Annotated in this window: 13 protein-coding genes; 10 read left to right on the top strand and 3 right to left on the bottom strand. The window is 41.8% G+C overall.

The genetic code is table 11. From position 1 onward, the window contains the following. Window positions 1–23: 23 nt before the first annotated feature. The gene (locus tag ACE01U_RS07020; protein ID WP_004692513.1) at window positions 24–269 is read right to left on the bottom strand and encodes a SlyX family protein; all 246 of its coding nucleotides are present in this window, start codon (window positions 267–269) and stop codon (window positions 24–26) included. Between the two features lie 35 nt (window positions 270–304). Between ACE01U_RS07020 and ACE01U_RS07015 the strand changes: the two genes are divergently transcribed. The 4 genes from ACE01U_RS07015 to ACE01U_RS07000 all read left to right on the top strand — a co-directional run bounded on the left by ACE01U_RS07015 (window position 305) and on the right by ACE01U_RS07000 (window position 4,584). After that, a complete protein-coding gene (locus tag ACE01U_RS07015) occupies window positions 305–2,206 on the top strand; it encodes an ATP-binding cassette domain-containing protein (protein ID WP_110975005.1) in 1,902 nt (633 codons plus the stop codon). A gap of 161 nt (window positions 2,207–2,367) precedes the next feature. Then, window positions 2,368–2,880: an aromatic acid exporter family protein gene (locus ACE01U_RS07010; RefSeq protein WP_291374295.1), complete on the top strand. Its 513-nt coding sequence runs from the start codon at window positions 2,368–2,370 to the stop codon at window positions 2,878–2,880. A 208-nt stretch (window positions 2,881–3,088) separates the two neighbouring features. Continuing rightward, window positions 3,089–3,316, top strand: a complete 228-nt coding sequence (locus tag ACE01U_RS07005; RefSeq protein WP_228147004.1) for a hypothetical protein — start codon at window positions 3,089–3,091, stop codon at window positions 3,314–3,316. A gap of 320 nt (window positions 3,317–3,636) precedes the next feature. After that, the gene (locus ACE01U_RS07000) at window positions 3,637–4,584 is read left to right on the top strand and encodes an LpxL/LpxP family acyltransferase (RefSeq protein WP_395579040.1); all 948 of its coding nucleotides are present in this window, start codon (window positions 3,637–3,639) and stop codon (window positions 4,582–4,584) included. 278 nt (window positions 4,585–4,862) lie between these two features. Here the strand turns inward: ACE01U_RS07000 and ACE01U_RS06995 are convergent, their stop codons facing one another. Continuing rightward, on the bottom strand, window positions 4,863–5,972 hold the full coding sequence (locus ACE01U_RS06995) for an endonuclease/exonuclease/phosphatase family protein (RefSeq protein WP_395579039.1): 1,110 nt from the start codon (window positions 5,970–5,972) through the stop codon (window positions 4,863–4,865). A gap of 185 nt (window positions 5,973–6,157) precedes the next feature. Here ACE01U_RS06995 and asd point away from each other — a divergent pair, with 185 nt between their 5' ends. The 5 genes from asd to truA all read left to right on the top strand — a co-directional run bounded on the left by asd (window position 6,158) and on the right by truA (window position 12,015). After that, window positions 6,158–7,276, top strand: coding sequence for an aspartate-semialdehyde dehydrogenase (gene asd, locus ACE01U_RS06990; RefSeq protein ID WP_395579038.1), 1,119 nt, complete (start codon window positions 6,158–6,160; stop codon window positions 7,274–7,276). A 140-nt stretch (window positions 7,277–7,416) separates the two neighbouring features. Beyond that, window positions 7,417–8,811, top strand: a complete 1,395-nt coding sequence (locus ACE01U_RS06985; RefSeq protein WP_395579037.1) for a type IV pilus assembly protein FimV — start codon at window positions 7,417–7,419, stop codon at window positions 8,809–8,811. Between the two features lie 65 nt (window positions 8,812–8,876). Beyond that, window positions 8,877–10,187 (top strand): hypothetical protein, encoded by a 1,311-nt coding sequence (locus tag ACE01U_RS06980; RefSeq protein ID WP_395579036.1) that lies wholly within the window; start codon window positions 8,877–8,879, stop codon window positions 10,185–10,187. Between the two features lie 49 nt (window positions 10,188–10,236). Next, window positions 10,237–11,205, top strand: a complete 969-nt coding sequence (locus ACE01U_RS06975; protein WP_395579035.1) for an asparaginase domain-containing protein — start codon at window positions 10,237–10,239, stop codon at window positions 11,203–11,205. Between the two features lie 12 nt (window positions 11,206–11,217). Beyond that, complete coding sequence (gene truA / locus ACE01U_RS06970) at window positions 11,218–12,015, top strand: tRNA pseudouridine(38-40) synthase TruA (protein WP_395579034.1); 798 nt, start codon at window positions 11,218–11,220, stop codon at window positions 12,013–12,015. Window positions 12,016–12,101: 86 nt separating this feature from the next. Here the strand turns inward: truA and ACE01U_RS06965 are convergent, their stop codons facing one another. After that, the gene (locus ACE01U_RS06965) at window positions 12,102–13,109 is read right to left on the bottom strand and encodes an AraC family transcriptional regulator (RefSeq protein WP_086209992.1); all 1,008 of its coding nucleotides are present in this window, start codon (window positions 13,107–13,109) and stop codon (window positions 12,102–12,104) included. A gap of 230 nt (window positions 13,110–13,339) precedes the next feature. On the opposite strand from ACE01U_RS06965, the gene infA reads away from it, so the two are divergent. Beyond that, the gene (gene infA, locus ACE01U_RS06960; protein ID WP_004692529.1) at window positions 13,340–13,561 is read left to right on the top strand and encodes a translation initiation factor IF-1; all 222 of its coding nucleotides are present in this window, start codon (window positions 13,340–13,342) and stop codon (window positions 13,559–13,561) included. The last annotated feature ends 124 nt before the right edge of the window (window positions 13,562–13,685 follow it).

The following is a 13,685-nucleotide window of genomic DNA, read 5'->3' as shown; positions in this document are numbered from 1 at the left end:
TTAAAGCACAATAAAACCAGATCTTAATAATGTGGCGGACGATCGGCCATCGGGTCAAATGTCGCAATTCCATCAGACAAATCTGAAGATTCAACACGTTGATACAAAATTTGCATTTGTTTTTTTAAATCAGCAATTTCCAGCCCTTGAATCACCAATTGTTCATTGAGTTGTTCAACTAAATCATCTAAAAATGCAATTCGGACTTGCAAATCTTCAATGGGTGCGGACAATGGCGCTTGATTATCAATATTTTGTTGTTTAGACACTTCAAGTCCTCATTTGAGATTTTTCAGGAAACATTATGGCCTATATTACTTTAAGGGATGTCCAACTTGCGTTTGGTGGACCTGCCTTGCTCGACGGCGCGAACTTTTCATTAGAACGCGGTGAACGAGTGTGTTTAATTGGTCGTAATGGTGAGGGTAAGTCTACTTTACTTAAACTGATCGAGGGAAGTTTATTAGCCGACTCTGGCGAAGTTTCTCTACAAAACGGCATCACCATTTCCATGTTGGCGCAAGACGTACCGATGGATTCGGGCAAAGTGGCGGATATCGTGGCAGACGGCGCAGGTGAAGCCGCGGATGTACTCAGAGCATATCATGAAGCCAGTGATGCTTGTGTGCTCGGAGACATGGAAGCGTGTGATCGCATGGGTAACCTACAACACAAACTAGATCAGTTGGATGGCTGGGCTTTAGAAACCAAAGTCAATTCTATTTTAAGTAAAATGGGCCTAGACCCAGATGCTGATTTGGCCGATTTATCGGGTGGTCGTAAGCGTCGTGTGCTGCTTGCTCGTGCACTCCTTACCCAACCCGATGTGCTATTACTAGACGAACCAACCAACCATTTGGATGTTGAAAGTATTGAATGGCTCGAAAAGTTTTTACTCGATCAAAATAATTTAACTTTACTGTTCATCTCGCATGACCGTTCATTTGTGGACAGCATTGCCACTCGAATTGTTGAACTCGACCGCGGTACTCTGCGCAGCTATGAAGGTAACTACTCACGTTACCTCGAACTGAAAGCACAGCAAATGGAAGCAGAAGAAAAGCAGAATGCACTGTTTGATAAACGCTTAGCTGAAGAAGAAGTTTGGATTCGCCAAGGCATTAAAGCCCGTCGTACGCGTAACGAAGGCCGTGTTCGTGCCTTAAAAGCACTGCGTGAAGAGTCGAAAGCCCGTCGCTTCCAGCAAGGCAAAGTCAGCATGGCGACCCAAGAAGCCAATCGCTCAGGTAAAGTCGTCTTTGAAATTGAGAATTTAAGCGTTCGCTTTGGCAATGATGCACCTATCATCAACGACTTCTCAGCATTGGTGTTACGTGGTGATCGGATTGGTCTGGTAGGTGACAACGGTGTCGGTAAAACCACCCTCATTAAAGCCATTTTAGGTGAGCAACAACACACGGGTACTGTGAAAACAGGTACACAATTGGAAGTGGCTTACTTCGACCAATTACGTAATGCTCTCGACCTTGAAAAATCAGTCAAAGATAATGTGTCAGAAGGCTCTGACCATGTCGATGTGAATGGAAACCGTCGTCATATCTACAGCTATTTACAAGATTTCTTGTTCTCTCCAGAGCGTGCACGTACACCGGTGAAGGCCCTTTCAGGTGGTGAGCGTAACCGTATTCTTTTAGCAAAATTACTACTTAAACCCTCTAACTTAATTGTGATGGACGAACCAACCAATGACTTGGATATGGTGACACTTGAGCTGTTAGAGGAAATGTTGTCCGACTACAAAGGCACCTTACTGCTTATTTCACATGACCGCGCATTTATGGACAATGTCGTGACATCAACGTGGGTGTTTGATGGTAAAGGCAATATTGACGAATATATTGGCGGTTACCAAGACTATTTACAGCAACGCCCAGATCAAACTGTAGTGGATCAGAAAAGTGCGGTGAAAAAGGCTGTGGCAAAAGCCGAAGCTGAGGCAGAGCCTGCGGCATCAAAGAAAGTAAAACTTAGCTATAAAGATCAACGCGCACTCGAACAACTGCCTGCTGAAATGGAAGCATTGGAAAAAGAACAAGTGGAAATTAATGCTGTATTGGCAGATGGTTCACTCTTTATCTCCGATGCAGACAAAGCACTTAAACTGTCTAATCGTTTGAGCGAAATTGATGACTTATTGCTTGAAAAACTTGAACGTTGGGAAGAGCTAGACAACCTAACGAAGTAATTTATTTTTTTTCAAAAACGCTGCTGAACGCAGCGTTTTTTATAGAAAAATATATCTACAAATAAAGATCAGATACGAAAGTTTAAGTTAGACCCAAGAATTCGCCTTATAATTCAGCACAGTTCTTCAACTTTATTTATCTATCTGGTTTTTGCATGATAATGAACCGAAACCACCTGAGCAATGCACTCTATCTTTTTAAAATACTTGCATGTGCAGTCGTCATTGTCATTTTAGCGCTCTGTTTTGATAGTAATAAAGATACCAATTTCTTTCTATGGGCATCATTGACAGCCTTTTTAACCATTCAAATGGACTCAGGTAAAAAGATTAATTTTAACCAGTTGATAGGAAATTTTATTGGCTCTGCTGTCGGCATCCTGATCTGGCTCGCCATGGATCACTCTGCATTTATTCATAATTTTAGTATTAATTTAGAATATCTTTTTTTAATTACAGGCATTTTTATGACCAGTTTAGTTTGCGTCCTCTTTAGAGAAGGAGCCTATACAGGCATTGCATTATCGAGTTTCTTAATTGTGACGATTTATGATGTCGGGCATCGCACCATAGACGGTGCGCTACTCCGGATTGTTTATTGTTTCATTGGTTGTAGCATTGCATATCTAATTGAGAAATTTTCTGTTTTTCTATTTAAAACCAGCTACAAATAAAGCTGAATGTCCAAAACACCCAAACAACATTAAAATTAATGATTTCTTAAAAAAACGAGATACTTACCATAATACTGAAAGCTTACAATTATTCATTTCAATCGCACTATTTTTCTCTACATTGGCTCCATGATCTTTCCATACAAATCATTGAATATATACCTATCGAATCTAATCAGATATCGAAACACTCAAAGAGAGAATGATCATGAAAAAAGTAGCATCAATTGTATTAGCAGCATTTACTACCGCAATTTTTGCAGGTTCTGCAATGGCCGCAACTTCTGCACCAAATGAAACTCACAAAGCCACAGAACAAAAAGTAGCCACCCATCAAATCCACAAGAAACAGCAAACAGATCATGCAAAAAAACAGCACGTGGCTAAAACGACAACCAAAAAAGTAGAGGGCCAAACTTCCGCTGCTAAATCATAATCTTCATGAATTCTTTATTCCCTCATTAGTCATTAAAGGCTACTCACGATGTAGCCTTTAATATTGATTCCTTTCCCGACCCATTTCTTCGTTGTTTTGATTGCTATTTTGAAATCTTATAAATTTCTTTTATAATCATAATTTTAGTTAATAAAAATAAATTCCATCAGTACACCTGTCTTTTCAAAACCCACCTATCAAAGTCTCTAAACAATGATTATCCGCAATTTTGAATGGCGGTGGCATCGAGCACAGCTTGTCCCTTCATACATGCTTCATGCTAAACTCAGAACATTCTTTTTCAGCACTTATCGCAATTTATGAGTTCTCAGCCAGACTATCAACCCGGTGAATTTCAATGGTCTTTCCTGCAACCTAAATATTGGGGTATATGGATTGGTATTGTATTCCTTATGATACTGGCAATTCTGCCTTGGGCAATTCAACACCGACTGGCCACCCTCTTAGGCAACCTCAGTTTTAAGTTTCTCAAATCGCGCCAAGACACCACCATTCGTAATCTCGAAGTCTGCTTTCCTGAATGGTCTACCAAAGAAGTGCGTGAAAATGCACGTTTAGTTTTTGTCGACCAAATGCTGGGCGTATTTGAAACGTTGAATGCATGGTATAGCCCAAAATGGTTTACTGGTCGTGTCAGTATTGAAGGTTTAGAGCACATTGAAAAAGCACAAGCAGAAGGTAAAGGTGCACTGCTTTTAGGGACCCATTCGACTTTGCTTGATGCAGGCGGTTACCTTTGTGCACAGTATTTTGAGCCAGATGTGGTCTATCGCCCACAAAATAATCCACTGTTGGATATGCTGATTTACCGCTGCCGTTCCACCATTTACGCAAACCAAATCGACCATGATGACATGCGCGGTTTGGTTCGCAACTTAAAAAATGGCCATGCCATTTGGTACAGTCCAGACCAAGACTTTGGTTTAAAACAAGGCGTGATGGCACCCTTCTTTGGTGTTCCTGCAGCAACGGTTACGGCACATCGTCGCTTATTGAAAATGACCAAGGCTGCGGCTATTCCATTGTATTTTTATCGTGATGGGGACATTCGAAACCCACACTACAAAGTGCTGATTGAACCTGCGGTCGAAAACCTACCCAGTGAAGACGAGCTGGATGACGCAACGCGAGTGAATCAAATTATTGAAAATCAACTCCGCATTGCTCCGACTCAATATATGTGGTTTCACCGCCGCTTTAAAACGCGTCCAAAAGGTTATGAGAAGATTTATTCTAAGAAACGCTAAATATAAAAAGTCATCACCCGAGTTCTGCGTCCTGCAAAACTCGGGTACATGAGGTTGTGCTTTCAATGTTATTCTTGTTTTATTCGATGGCGTTCCATACCTACATCATATCCATGATGATTTCCATCAGCGTCAACTTCCATACTGGGATGATCCATTCCCGCTCCATGTGCTGATGAGCTTAGAATAAAGCCATACCGAGTGACTCACCATTCGTCAGGTTCCCAAATCCCTGTAAGCCATATCTTACACTGATGAAATCCAAGCACCTGATGTGTTTATTGGTAATCTTTGACAATTTCATCTGTAACCTGCTTACCTTCTCGTTCTGCTTTCTCAATTCCCTCTTCGATCGCCTCCTGCGCCTCTTGCTCATCGGCTTCGGTCTGTTCCAGCTCTTCTTGTACTTGCTCAAACACTCGACCTGTTTGCAACACTACATATACGGGAAAATGATCTGAACCAATATGGGGTAAACGCTGCATCTGCACTAAGGCAAAATCCGTACTGTGAAAAACATGATCCAGTGACCAGCGCAGTAAGGGATAGTCAGCATGAAACGTATTGACAAAATGACGTCCAACTCGGGGGTCTAGCAGCCCACTAATCCGTTGAAAAAGGCGTGTGGTACGAGACCATGCCACGTCATTCAAATCCCCCATTACAATGCAACTCTCATCCAAATCTTTAATCTGATCACCAACAATCAACAATTCAGCATCACGTAAAGTGGAGTCTTTGGCTTCGGTCGGACTCGGTGGTTTCGGATGTAAGCAATATAGCTGTACTGGCTGACCTGACCTTAGAATGGCTGTGGCATGAATTGAAGGAATTTCATCGCTCAAAATAAACTTAACATCAATATTTTCAAGCACTAAATGACTATATAAGTGCATGCCATACAAGTTATCTAAAGGTACTGCAACCCGATAGGGATAGTCATCTTCTAGTACACTCAAAGCTTGTTCCCAATGTCCATCTGACTCTAAAGTCAAAATCAAGTCAGGTTGATGCTGATGAATCTGTTGCAGTAATAAATGGTATTGGGTATTGGGCGTCAGTACATTCGATACGATTAAAGAAATCTGGCGTTCTGGCTGTAACTCTGTTTTGGCAACCGTTTTAACCTGCTTTTTCCATACAAAGGTATAAGGCAACACCATTTTGAGTTGGTACGCCACTGCTGCAATTAATCCCAGCAAAATGACTTCACGTACCCAATTCCAAGGTGCATCCCAAAGCAACATCAAAATAAATGCAATCAGTCCCAATGCCAAAATCTGGAGCCGTGGAAAATCTGCACCACGAAACCACCATTCATCACGTGGAATCAGTGACCAGAAGCTTAACCAAATCACAATACATGCCAGCAACTCAACCCAGATCATAAGCAACAACTCTTATATTCTTAATTTTTTGTAGATTCATAAATTAATATCAATTTTGCATGTAACATAAACAAGATATATTGCACAATATAATTGCTGTTTTCATTGTGTAGTGCTTGCAGTTAAGCGCTCTTTTGATACACTCGAATCCCCTTTTAATTTTTAACGCACCGAGGCAAAGTGACATGAAAGTAGGTCTGGTCGGTTGGCGCGGGATGGTTGGTTCCGTCCTTATGCAACGTATGGTTGAAGAGAATGATTTTGCTCATTTTGAGCCATTTTACTTCTCTACCAGTAATGCTGGCGGTGAAGCGCCTGCGTTTGGCGGTAAAACTGCCCCAGTACTTATGGATGCATCAGACATTAACAGTCTGAAGCAAATGGATGTCATTATTACCTGCCAAGGTGGCGACTATACCTCAGAAGTTTTCCCGAAGCTTAAAGCGGAAAACTGGACAGGCTATTGGATTGATGCGGCATCTACTCTGCGTATGGAAGATGAAGCCATTATCGTACTTGACCCTGTCAACATGAACGTCATTAAAGATGGTTTAGTGAACGGCACCAAAACATTCGTGGGCGGTAACTGTACTGTTTCACTGATGTTGATGGGCTTAGGTGGTTTATTCCAAAACAATTTAGTGGAATGGGCAACCTCGATGACTTATCAAGCAGCGTCAGGTGCTGGTGCGCAAAACATGCGTGAACTGATCTCTGGTATGGGCTATTTGTACAACAACACCAAAGATTTGTTAGATGACCCACGCTCTCCAATTCTAGACATCGACTCTAAAATTGCGGAATTACAACGTGGCGAAGGTTTCCCTTCTGCTAACTTTGGCGTGCCATTAGCAGGCTCACTCATTCCTTATATCGACAAACAATTAGACAGCGGTCAGTCGAAAGAAGAATGGAAAGGTCAAGTTGAAACCAACAAGATCTTGGGCAACCAGCAAATCGTTCCGATTGACGGTCATTGTGTACGTATTGGCGCAATGCGTTGTCACTCTCAAGCTTTAACCTTAAAGCTGAAGAAAGACGTGCCACTCGATGAAATCGAAGATATGTTACGTCGCGCGAACCAATGGGCAAAAGTGGTTCCAAATACCCGTGAAGCATCTATGACTGACTTAACACCTGTAGCGGTAACAGGCACATTAACAGTTCCTGTTGGTCGTCTACGTAAATTGAATATGGGCAAAGAGTACTTAGGTGCTTTCACTGTCGGCGATCAATTGCTTTGGGGAGCTGCAGAGCCCTTACGTCGTATGCTCCGCATCCTGATTGACTACAAAAATACTTAAGCATTTACCGCTAAAGTATTAAGCCGATCACACTTGATCGGCTTTTTTTTGTAACCCCGATGTTAACGTTTTACAAATAACACACAACTCGCTAATCTATAATTTTCGCTTTGCGATCTGTGACCGAGCTAAAGATTAAGATGACCGTAAATAACAAATTAAAGATAGCCATTTTAGCCATTATTGCTTCGCAAAATGTGAATGCGATCACTGTCGATCCTATTCAAATTCAGTCTGCACCTGGTGAACTGTTATATGCAGAATTGAACTTTCACGATGCCGATCCAAATACTCCCATTCAAGCCAGTCTAGCCAGCGCAGAAGATTTAATGTCTCTGGGTGTCATGCATCAGCCGCCCAGTAATCTGAACTTTTTTACCCGTCGTACCAGTGCCAGTACAGGTGTGATTACAATTACCTCATCTCGCCCATTGACTGATGCAGAACTCAACATTGTGGTCAAAATCAAAGAAGGTAATGCGGCACGACTGCAACATATTAAAACAGCCAATAAACGCTCGGCATCACTTCAAGCACGCGCAAATAATAATGAAAAAGCGTTAAAACCTATGGTGATCGTCAATGAAAAAGATATTGCGTTGAACTTGCCAGTTAGCACACAGTTTAATAATTTAAAAACAGCAACAGCAGCAACGACAAGCAATACACCGTTGAAGCTCAATGGTCATACACCACCGAGCATGAGTACCACGACCACTACAACACCAACACAGGTCATCTCAACAGCTACGACACAAATCGCGACAATTGCACAAGCGCCAACCCAACACATTGAAACCACCACACAAAACAAGAAATCGTCAGATCCTTTGGTGCAAAAGTATGCCAACTCCCTTAAAAAAGCGGAAGCACCGATAGCAACACAAGCTAGCCCTCAACCTGTACCCAATTCAACTCAGGCATCAAGATCTGTACCCTCTACAACTCAAACATCGAAAACGGTCACACCCAAAGCGGCTGTGACATCAAGCACGCCTGCCCACATTGTTCAATCTAATGAATCCTTATGGGGAATTGCATCGCGTATTGCCACAGAACAAAACCGTCCTGTTGGTGAAGTCATGCAACAAATTAAATCCAAGAATGAACATGCATTTATTCAGGGGGATGTAAACCGTTTACGTCGTGGTGCAAATCTTAATTTAACGGGTCTACAAACAGCAAAAACAGAGCAAAAAGTCTCCGTTTCTTCACTGCCAAAACATAGCTCACAGCAATCAGGCAAAGCCAAGTATCGCCTCAATCAAGCGGAAATGAGTTTGGTTGCAGAGAAAGAGCAAGATTCAAACAATGGTTCTGCCAAGAAGTCGACAGAAAAAAATCAAACATCGAACGAGTTGTCATTAAAAGTTATGACATCCCGTGAAAAAACCGTTAAATTACAGAGAAACGTAACGCAATTAGAACTGGCACTTAATCAGAAAGATCAGAGAATTCAATTACTAAACGCTCGTCTTGCACAATTGCAACAACAATTGAAAGCACAACAAACTGATAAAAAGCCAACACACTAAAGTGTTATTTTGATTATTTGATTTTGGATGAACTTGCACAACGACAAGTTCGAAAGGGGTAAAACATGCTGATTTATGTGATTCCATTTATCTTACTATTGGTTGTTGCAATAGTCTTAAAAAAGCGTGAGGCGAGTAAAGAAGCAGAGCCAAAAACTCAAAAAGCAGTGGCTGCAAAAAATAAAGCCAAAAAAACTAGCCCGTCTAAAAAAACACCTCAACAAACTCAAGTCGTTGAAGATGTGGTCACTAAAAAAGCCACAACACCTCTTGCAACCGATCTCCGCAATAAAATTGAAGGGCAAATTCGTGATCGCAATTTCTTTTCAGCTGAAGCGCAGATTAACCAAGCATTAAATAAAGACAATTCACAACATGAATTATATTTACTGCTATTGGATATTCACTTACTACAAAAAGATGAATTTGCAATTAGCCAATTGCTGAATCATTTACGCTCTCTGAAACTATATGATATTTTGACGCAAGCAGAAGCCAAAAAATCAGATTATGAGCAGTTAAATCAAACAAATACTCCTGACACAATTCAGTTTAAATCAGTTGATATCGTAGCACCTGCATCCCAAAGACCTGTTGTTGAAGCACCAAATACTGCTGATTTCGATGCGCTAATGTCATCAGACAGCACAACAGTGCCTCCTGCACAAAGTATTACTGTTGAACCAGTTCAAGACATTAAACCACTAGATTTTGATACCTCAGCATTCATAACCACAACAACTCAACCCGAACCAGAAACACGTATTGAAGTACCTACTTTAGAATTTGATACTTCCAGCCTAAACACCATAGCAACTGAACCATCTCAACCAATTGGGGAAATTAAGCCCCTTGATTTTGATTCGTTGTCATTGGACCCCACCCCTGCTCAAACAGAGCTTCCGACAGAAGATATCAAACCTTTAGATTTTTCGTTCAATCTCGATGCGCCTTCTACAACAACTGAAGCTGAAACCTCGTTGATTGCAACACCAGATGAGCGTCCTGAATTTACATTTGATTTTTCAAACCAACCCACAACTGAAGCGACAACAGATATTCCTCCTGTTTCTTTCGACACTGTTAGCCCAAATGCAGCAATAGTAGACGAAACACCTGCAGTTATTACGCCAAGCCTCAGTTTTAGTCTTGAGTCTACGATACCTAGCCATAAGACTGAAAGTGATCCTCTAGTACAATCTTTCCCTCAACTAAGCGAAGTTAACGAAATCCTCTTAAACTTTGAGTTAGCTGAGCAATATATTCAATTGGGTGCTTTTGAAGCTGCACGTGAAATTCTGGCTGAACAAGAAGCAAACTACAGCGTTGAACAACGAGATCAAGCTGAACAATTGCTAGGTCGCATAGCATCCTAAGTCATTTCGTTTTAAACTAAAGCAGTCATCACAGACTGCTTTTTTTATAATGAAAAAAATTGCGCTTATTTATATGGGTGGAACCTTTGGCTGTATTGGTGAACCTTTACAACCCATGCCTGCCGAAGACTTTATTCCCAAACTTAGCCATGTCTTGCCGATTCATCTCGACATAGAATGTTTTGTTGCACCTGTCATTAAGGACAGTAGTGCATGCACAGCCGCTGATTGGTTATTGTTGATTCAACAGGTCCAGCACTTACAGTTGCAGCAGTTCCAACATTTTGTCGTGATTCACGGCACAGACACCTTGAGCTATGCCAGTGCCGTGGCAGCACACTTTATCGCTGACTCAGCTCGTGTGATTTTCACAGGTAGTCAGTACCCATTACTCAATGTACAAGGAACTGACACCCGTGAATTTAGTGATGCCATCAACAATTTGAATTTTGCCTTAGATGCTGTAGTGAAATACCCTATCGGTGTTTATTTAGCATTCCATCAACATTTGTTTCATGCCCAAACCGCTATAAAACGACATACCACTGAACTAGATGCCTTTAGTGGCCTGCCTGCTGAACAATCTATTTCGCACAATTTAAAAGCACATATTGTACAAACACGTGATGTAGAACAATCACAACAGTTCAACTGTCTTAATCTAATGATGCAACCTGTTGGCTTAGAACAGCAAATGCAGAACTTAAGAAACCTCTTAGCGGCCCCACCCCACTTTCTCATTCTACAAGGTTTTGGGACGGGTAATTTAGCCGTGAATGCTGAGTTGACTGCGCTTTTCGATGACCTTTACGCACAAGGCTGTGTTGTTATCTTAAGCACCCAAGTTCCTTTCGGCCGCACTGATCAGCGCTATGCCGTTGCCGCGTGGACAACCCAAGCCAAAATAATTGTCAGTGATTGCCTCGGGCATGCAGATCTGTATGCCAAAGCCCTCAAAATATATTTACAATACGCCACCGCTGAAGAACGCTTCAGCCATTGGCATGATTTGGGTTAATTTGAGGTACATATGCAACGTTTTGCGATCGGCATTGAATTTTGTGGGACACATTATCGTGGCTGGCAAACTCAGCAAACTGGCGTGACCAGCGTACAAGAGACGATTGAAAAGGTGCTTTCGAAAATTGCCAATGAACCAATTAGCCTACATGGTGCAGGCCGTACCGATGCTGGCGTTCATGCAACCAATATGGTGGCGCATTTTGATAGCTCCGCGCTTCGCTCCGAACGTGGCTGGCTAATGGGTAGCAATAGCCAACTACCCAAAGATATCTCGATCCAATGGATCAAAGCGATGGATCAAGACTTTCATGCGCGCTTTAAAGCACAAGCACGTCGTTATCGTTATGTGGTCTATAACCATCCGCAGCGACCTGCCCTGATGCATAAACAAGTCACGCATGCTTATTATGCACTAGATGTGGCGAAGATGATGCAAGCTGCGCAAAAGTTTGAAGGCACGCATAACTTTGAAAGCTTTCGTGCTGCAGCATGCCAGTCTAATCAACCTGTACGCCATGTGAGCCATTGTCGCTTAATTCAACATGGCCCATATCTGGTGCTCGACATTCAGGCTGATGGCTTCTTACACCATATGGTCCGCAATATCATGGGCTGCTTATTAGAAATCGGGCAAGGTATGTATGAAGTCGAACATATTGAGGCTATTTTCGCAGCAGAAGACCGTAAAGCTGCTGGCATTACTGCGCCTCCTGATGGACTATATTTTATTCATGCCGACTATCCAGCACAGTTTGAATTACCTAAACAGCCCCTTGGACCGCATTGGCTGAATATGCCAGAATAATTTATTTTTCAATCTCTCCCTAGTCGCTCCTTTTTCAAAGGACATGAGACTCCTCCCTTGATAAAAGGGAGCTTAGGAAGAATTGTTTAACGCTGCTTCCGCTTGCGATATTCCACTGGGGTTTCATTGGTCCAGCGTTTAAACGCACGATAAAAAGTACTTGGCTCTGAAAAACCAGTCAAATATACAATACGTTCTACACTTTCAGCCGTATTGGCCAAGAGCTTTTTCGCCAAACGACAACGGTAATCGGACAAAATCTGTTGAAAGCTAGTATTGGCTTCAGAAAGCTGAGTCCGTAAACGCCTTGGGGTAATACTGAGCTGAGAAGCCACCGTTTCCAATGTGGTCTCCCCGCTCTCAAGAGTTGAACCAATGGCTCGACGCACTTCACCAACCAAGTCATAACGTGCTAATTCTTGAAGTTTTTCAATCGCTAACTGCTCATGCAGTTGCAACAGTTCGGGCTCTGCCTGCCACAAGGGATAAGCCAAAATACTTGGATCAAAATATAAACGCGTTTCTTTTTGCCCCAAACTTACTGGGCATTCATACACCCGAAAATACTCATCATCGGATGCGCCTTTCGTGAAATTAAAATCAATATAGATCGGCTCAAAACGCCCTTCCGTAATGAATTTAAAGAAACGCAAGATACCTGACATTGCACATTCAGAAAAATGTCGATTGACTAAATTTTCAGCCCAAGGCTGTTCACCGTTAGTCAAATAACACCGGTCATCCTCAATCACCAATTTGGCATGAAACGCATCACTAATCAGACGTTGATAAGCCAATGCACGCTTTAAACCTTCACCAAAATTTTCAGATGAAATAAATAAATGTTCAATTACTTGACCACGGTATAAAGGTAGATTTTCTCCCAAATGTAGACCGATATCAGGATCGCGGCTCACCTCTTCAGCCGCCACCCAAAAAGCATATTGAGCGTTCAAAGGCGTACGGTCATTGGTTTCAACTTGGTTTAAAGCCACACCCGCCTTTGTTAAAATTTCTTCTGTTGGCAACCCTGAACGACGAATCGCTTGGTAGCCTAATCGCAATACAACCGATGCATCCGTTAGCTGACCCACGCTAGAACCTTCCTTGTATGTTCTTCATTTATACATAAAACATTAAAATTAGATTAACTTCGATTGACCAAACTGACAACAACTTATGCAGTTTTTTTGTTGAAAATCTTTATTACTCTTGTTCGCTTATTTTACTGACAGATGATCATGCAACCGCCCATTCCGCCTTGTTTTATGCAAAAAAATTGACTATAATTTGCGCCTTTCCAATTTATTCATTCAGGTAGGCTATGGCCAATAAAGAGGAACTCATCGAGTTCGAAGGCGTTGTCACCGAGACGCTTCCTAATACTATGTTTCGTGTACGTTTAGAAAACGGTCATGAAGTGATTGCTCACATCTCTGGTAAAATGCGTAAACACTATATTCGTATTTTGACTGGCGACAGTGTTAAAGTAGAAATGACACCTTATGATTTGTCTAAGGGTCGTATCACTTATCGTGCGCGCTAAGTTTTAGCGAAGCAAAAAAGCCACTTTTCAAGTGGCTTTTTTAATGTCTGCGCTTAGACTAAACGTTATACATCGACTATATTTAAACCAATAATCAAACTATAATTAAATGCGATAACAACTA

Source organism: Acinetobacter halobius, from assembly GCF_044130335.1.
Classification (GTDB): domain Bacteria; phylum Pseudomonadota; class Gammaproteobacteria; order Pseudomonadales; family Moraxellaceae; genus Acinetobacter.
The sequence above is the reverse complement of the archived record's forward strand: the minus strand, read 5'-3'. Positions and strand labels throughout refer to the sequence as shown.

What these genes read in the sequence shown, in the direction of transcription:
- ACE01U_RS07015 (WP_110975005.1), top strand. Translation starts at nt 305, where the DNA reads ATGGCCTATATTACTTTAAGGGATGTCCAACTTGCGTTTGGTGGACCT.
- ACE01U_RS07000 (WP_395579040.1), top strand. Translation starts at nt 3,637, where the DNA reads ATGAGTTCTCAGCCAGACTATCAACCCGGTGAATTTCAATGGTCTTTC.
- ACE01U_RS06975 (WP_395579035.1), top strand. Translation starts at nt 10,237, where the DNA reads ATGAAAAAAATTGCGCTTATTTATATGGGTGGAACCTTTGGCTGTATT.
- asd (WP_395579038.1), top strand. Translation starts at nt 6,158, where the DNA reads ATGAAAGTAGGTCTGGTCGGTTGGCGCGGGATGGTTGGTTCCGTCCTT.
- ACE01U_RS06980 (WP_395579036.1), top strand. Translation starts at nt 8,877, where the DNA reads ATGCTGATTTATGTGATTCCATTTATCTTACTATTGGTTGTTGCAATA.
- ACE01U_RS06985 (WP_395579037.1), top strand. Translation starts at nt 7,417, where the DNA reads ATGACCGTAAATAACAAATTAAAGATAGCCATTTTAGCCATTATTGCT.
- ACE01U_RS07010 (WP_291374295.1), top strand. Translation starts at nt 2,368, where the DNA reads ATGAACCGAAACCACCTGAGCAATGCACTCTATCTTTTTAAAATACTT.
- truA (WP_395579034.1), top strand. Translation starts at nt 11,218, where the DNA reads ATGCAACGTTTTGCGATCGGCATTGAATTTTGTGGGACACATTATCGT.
- ACE01U_RS07005 (WP_228147004.1), top strand. Translation starts at nt 3,089, where the DNA reads ATGAAAAAAGTAGCATCAATTGTATTAGCAGCATTTACTACCGCAATT.
- ACE01U_RS06995 (WP_395579039.1), bottom strand. Translation starts at nt 5,972, where the DNA reads ATGATCTGGGTTGAGTTGCTGGCATGTATTGTGATTTGGTTAAGCTTC.
- infA (WP_004692529.1), top strand. Translation starts at nt 13,340, where the DNA reads ATGGCCAATAAAGAGGAACTCATCGAGTTCGAAGGCGTTGTCACCGAG.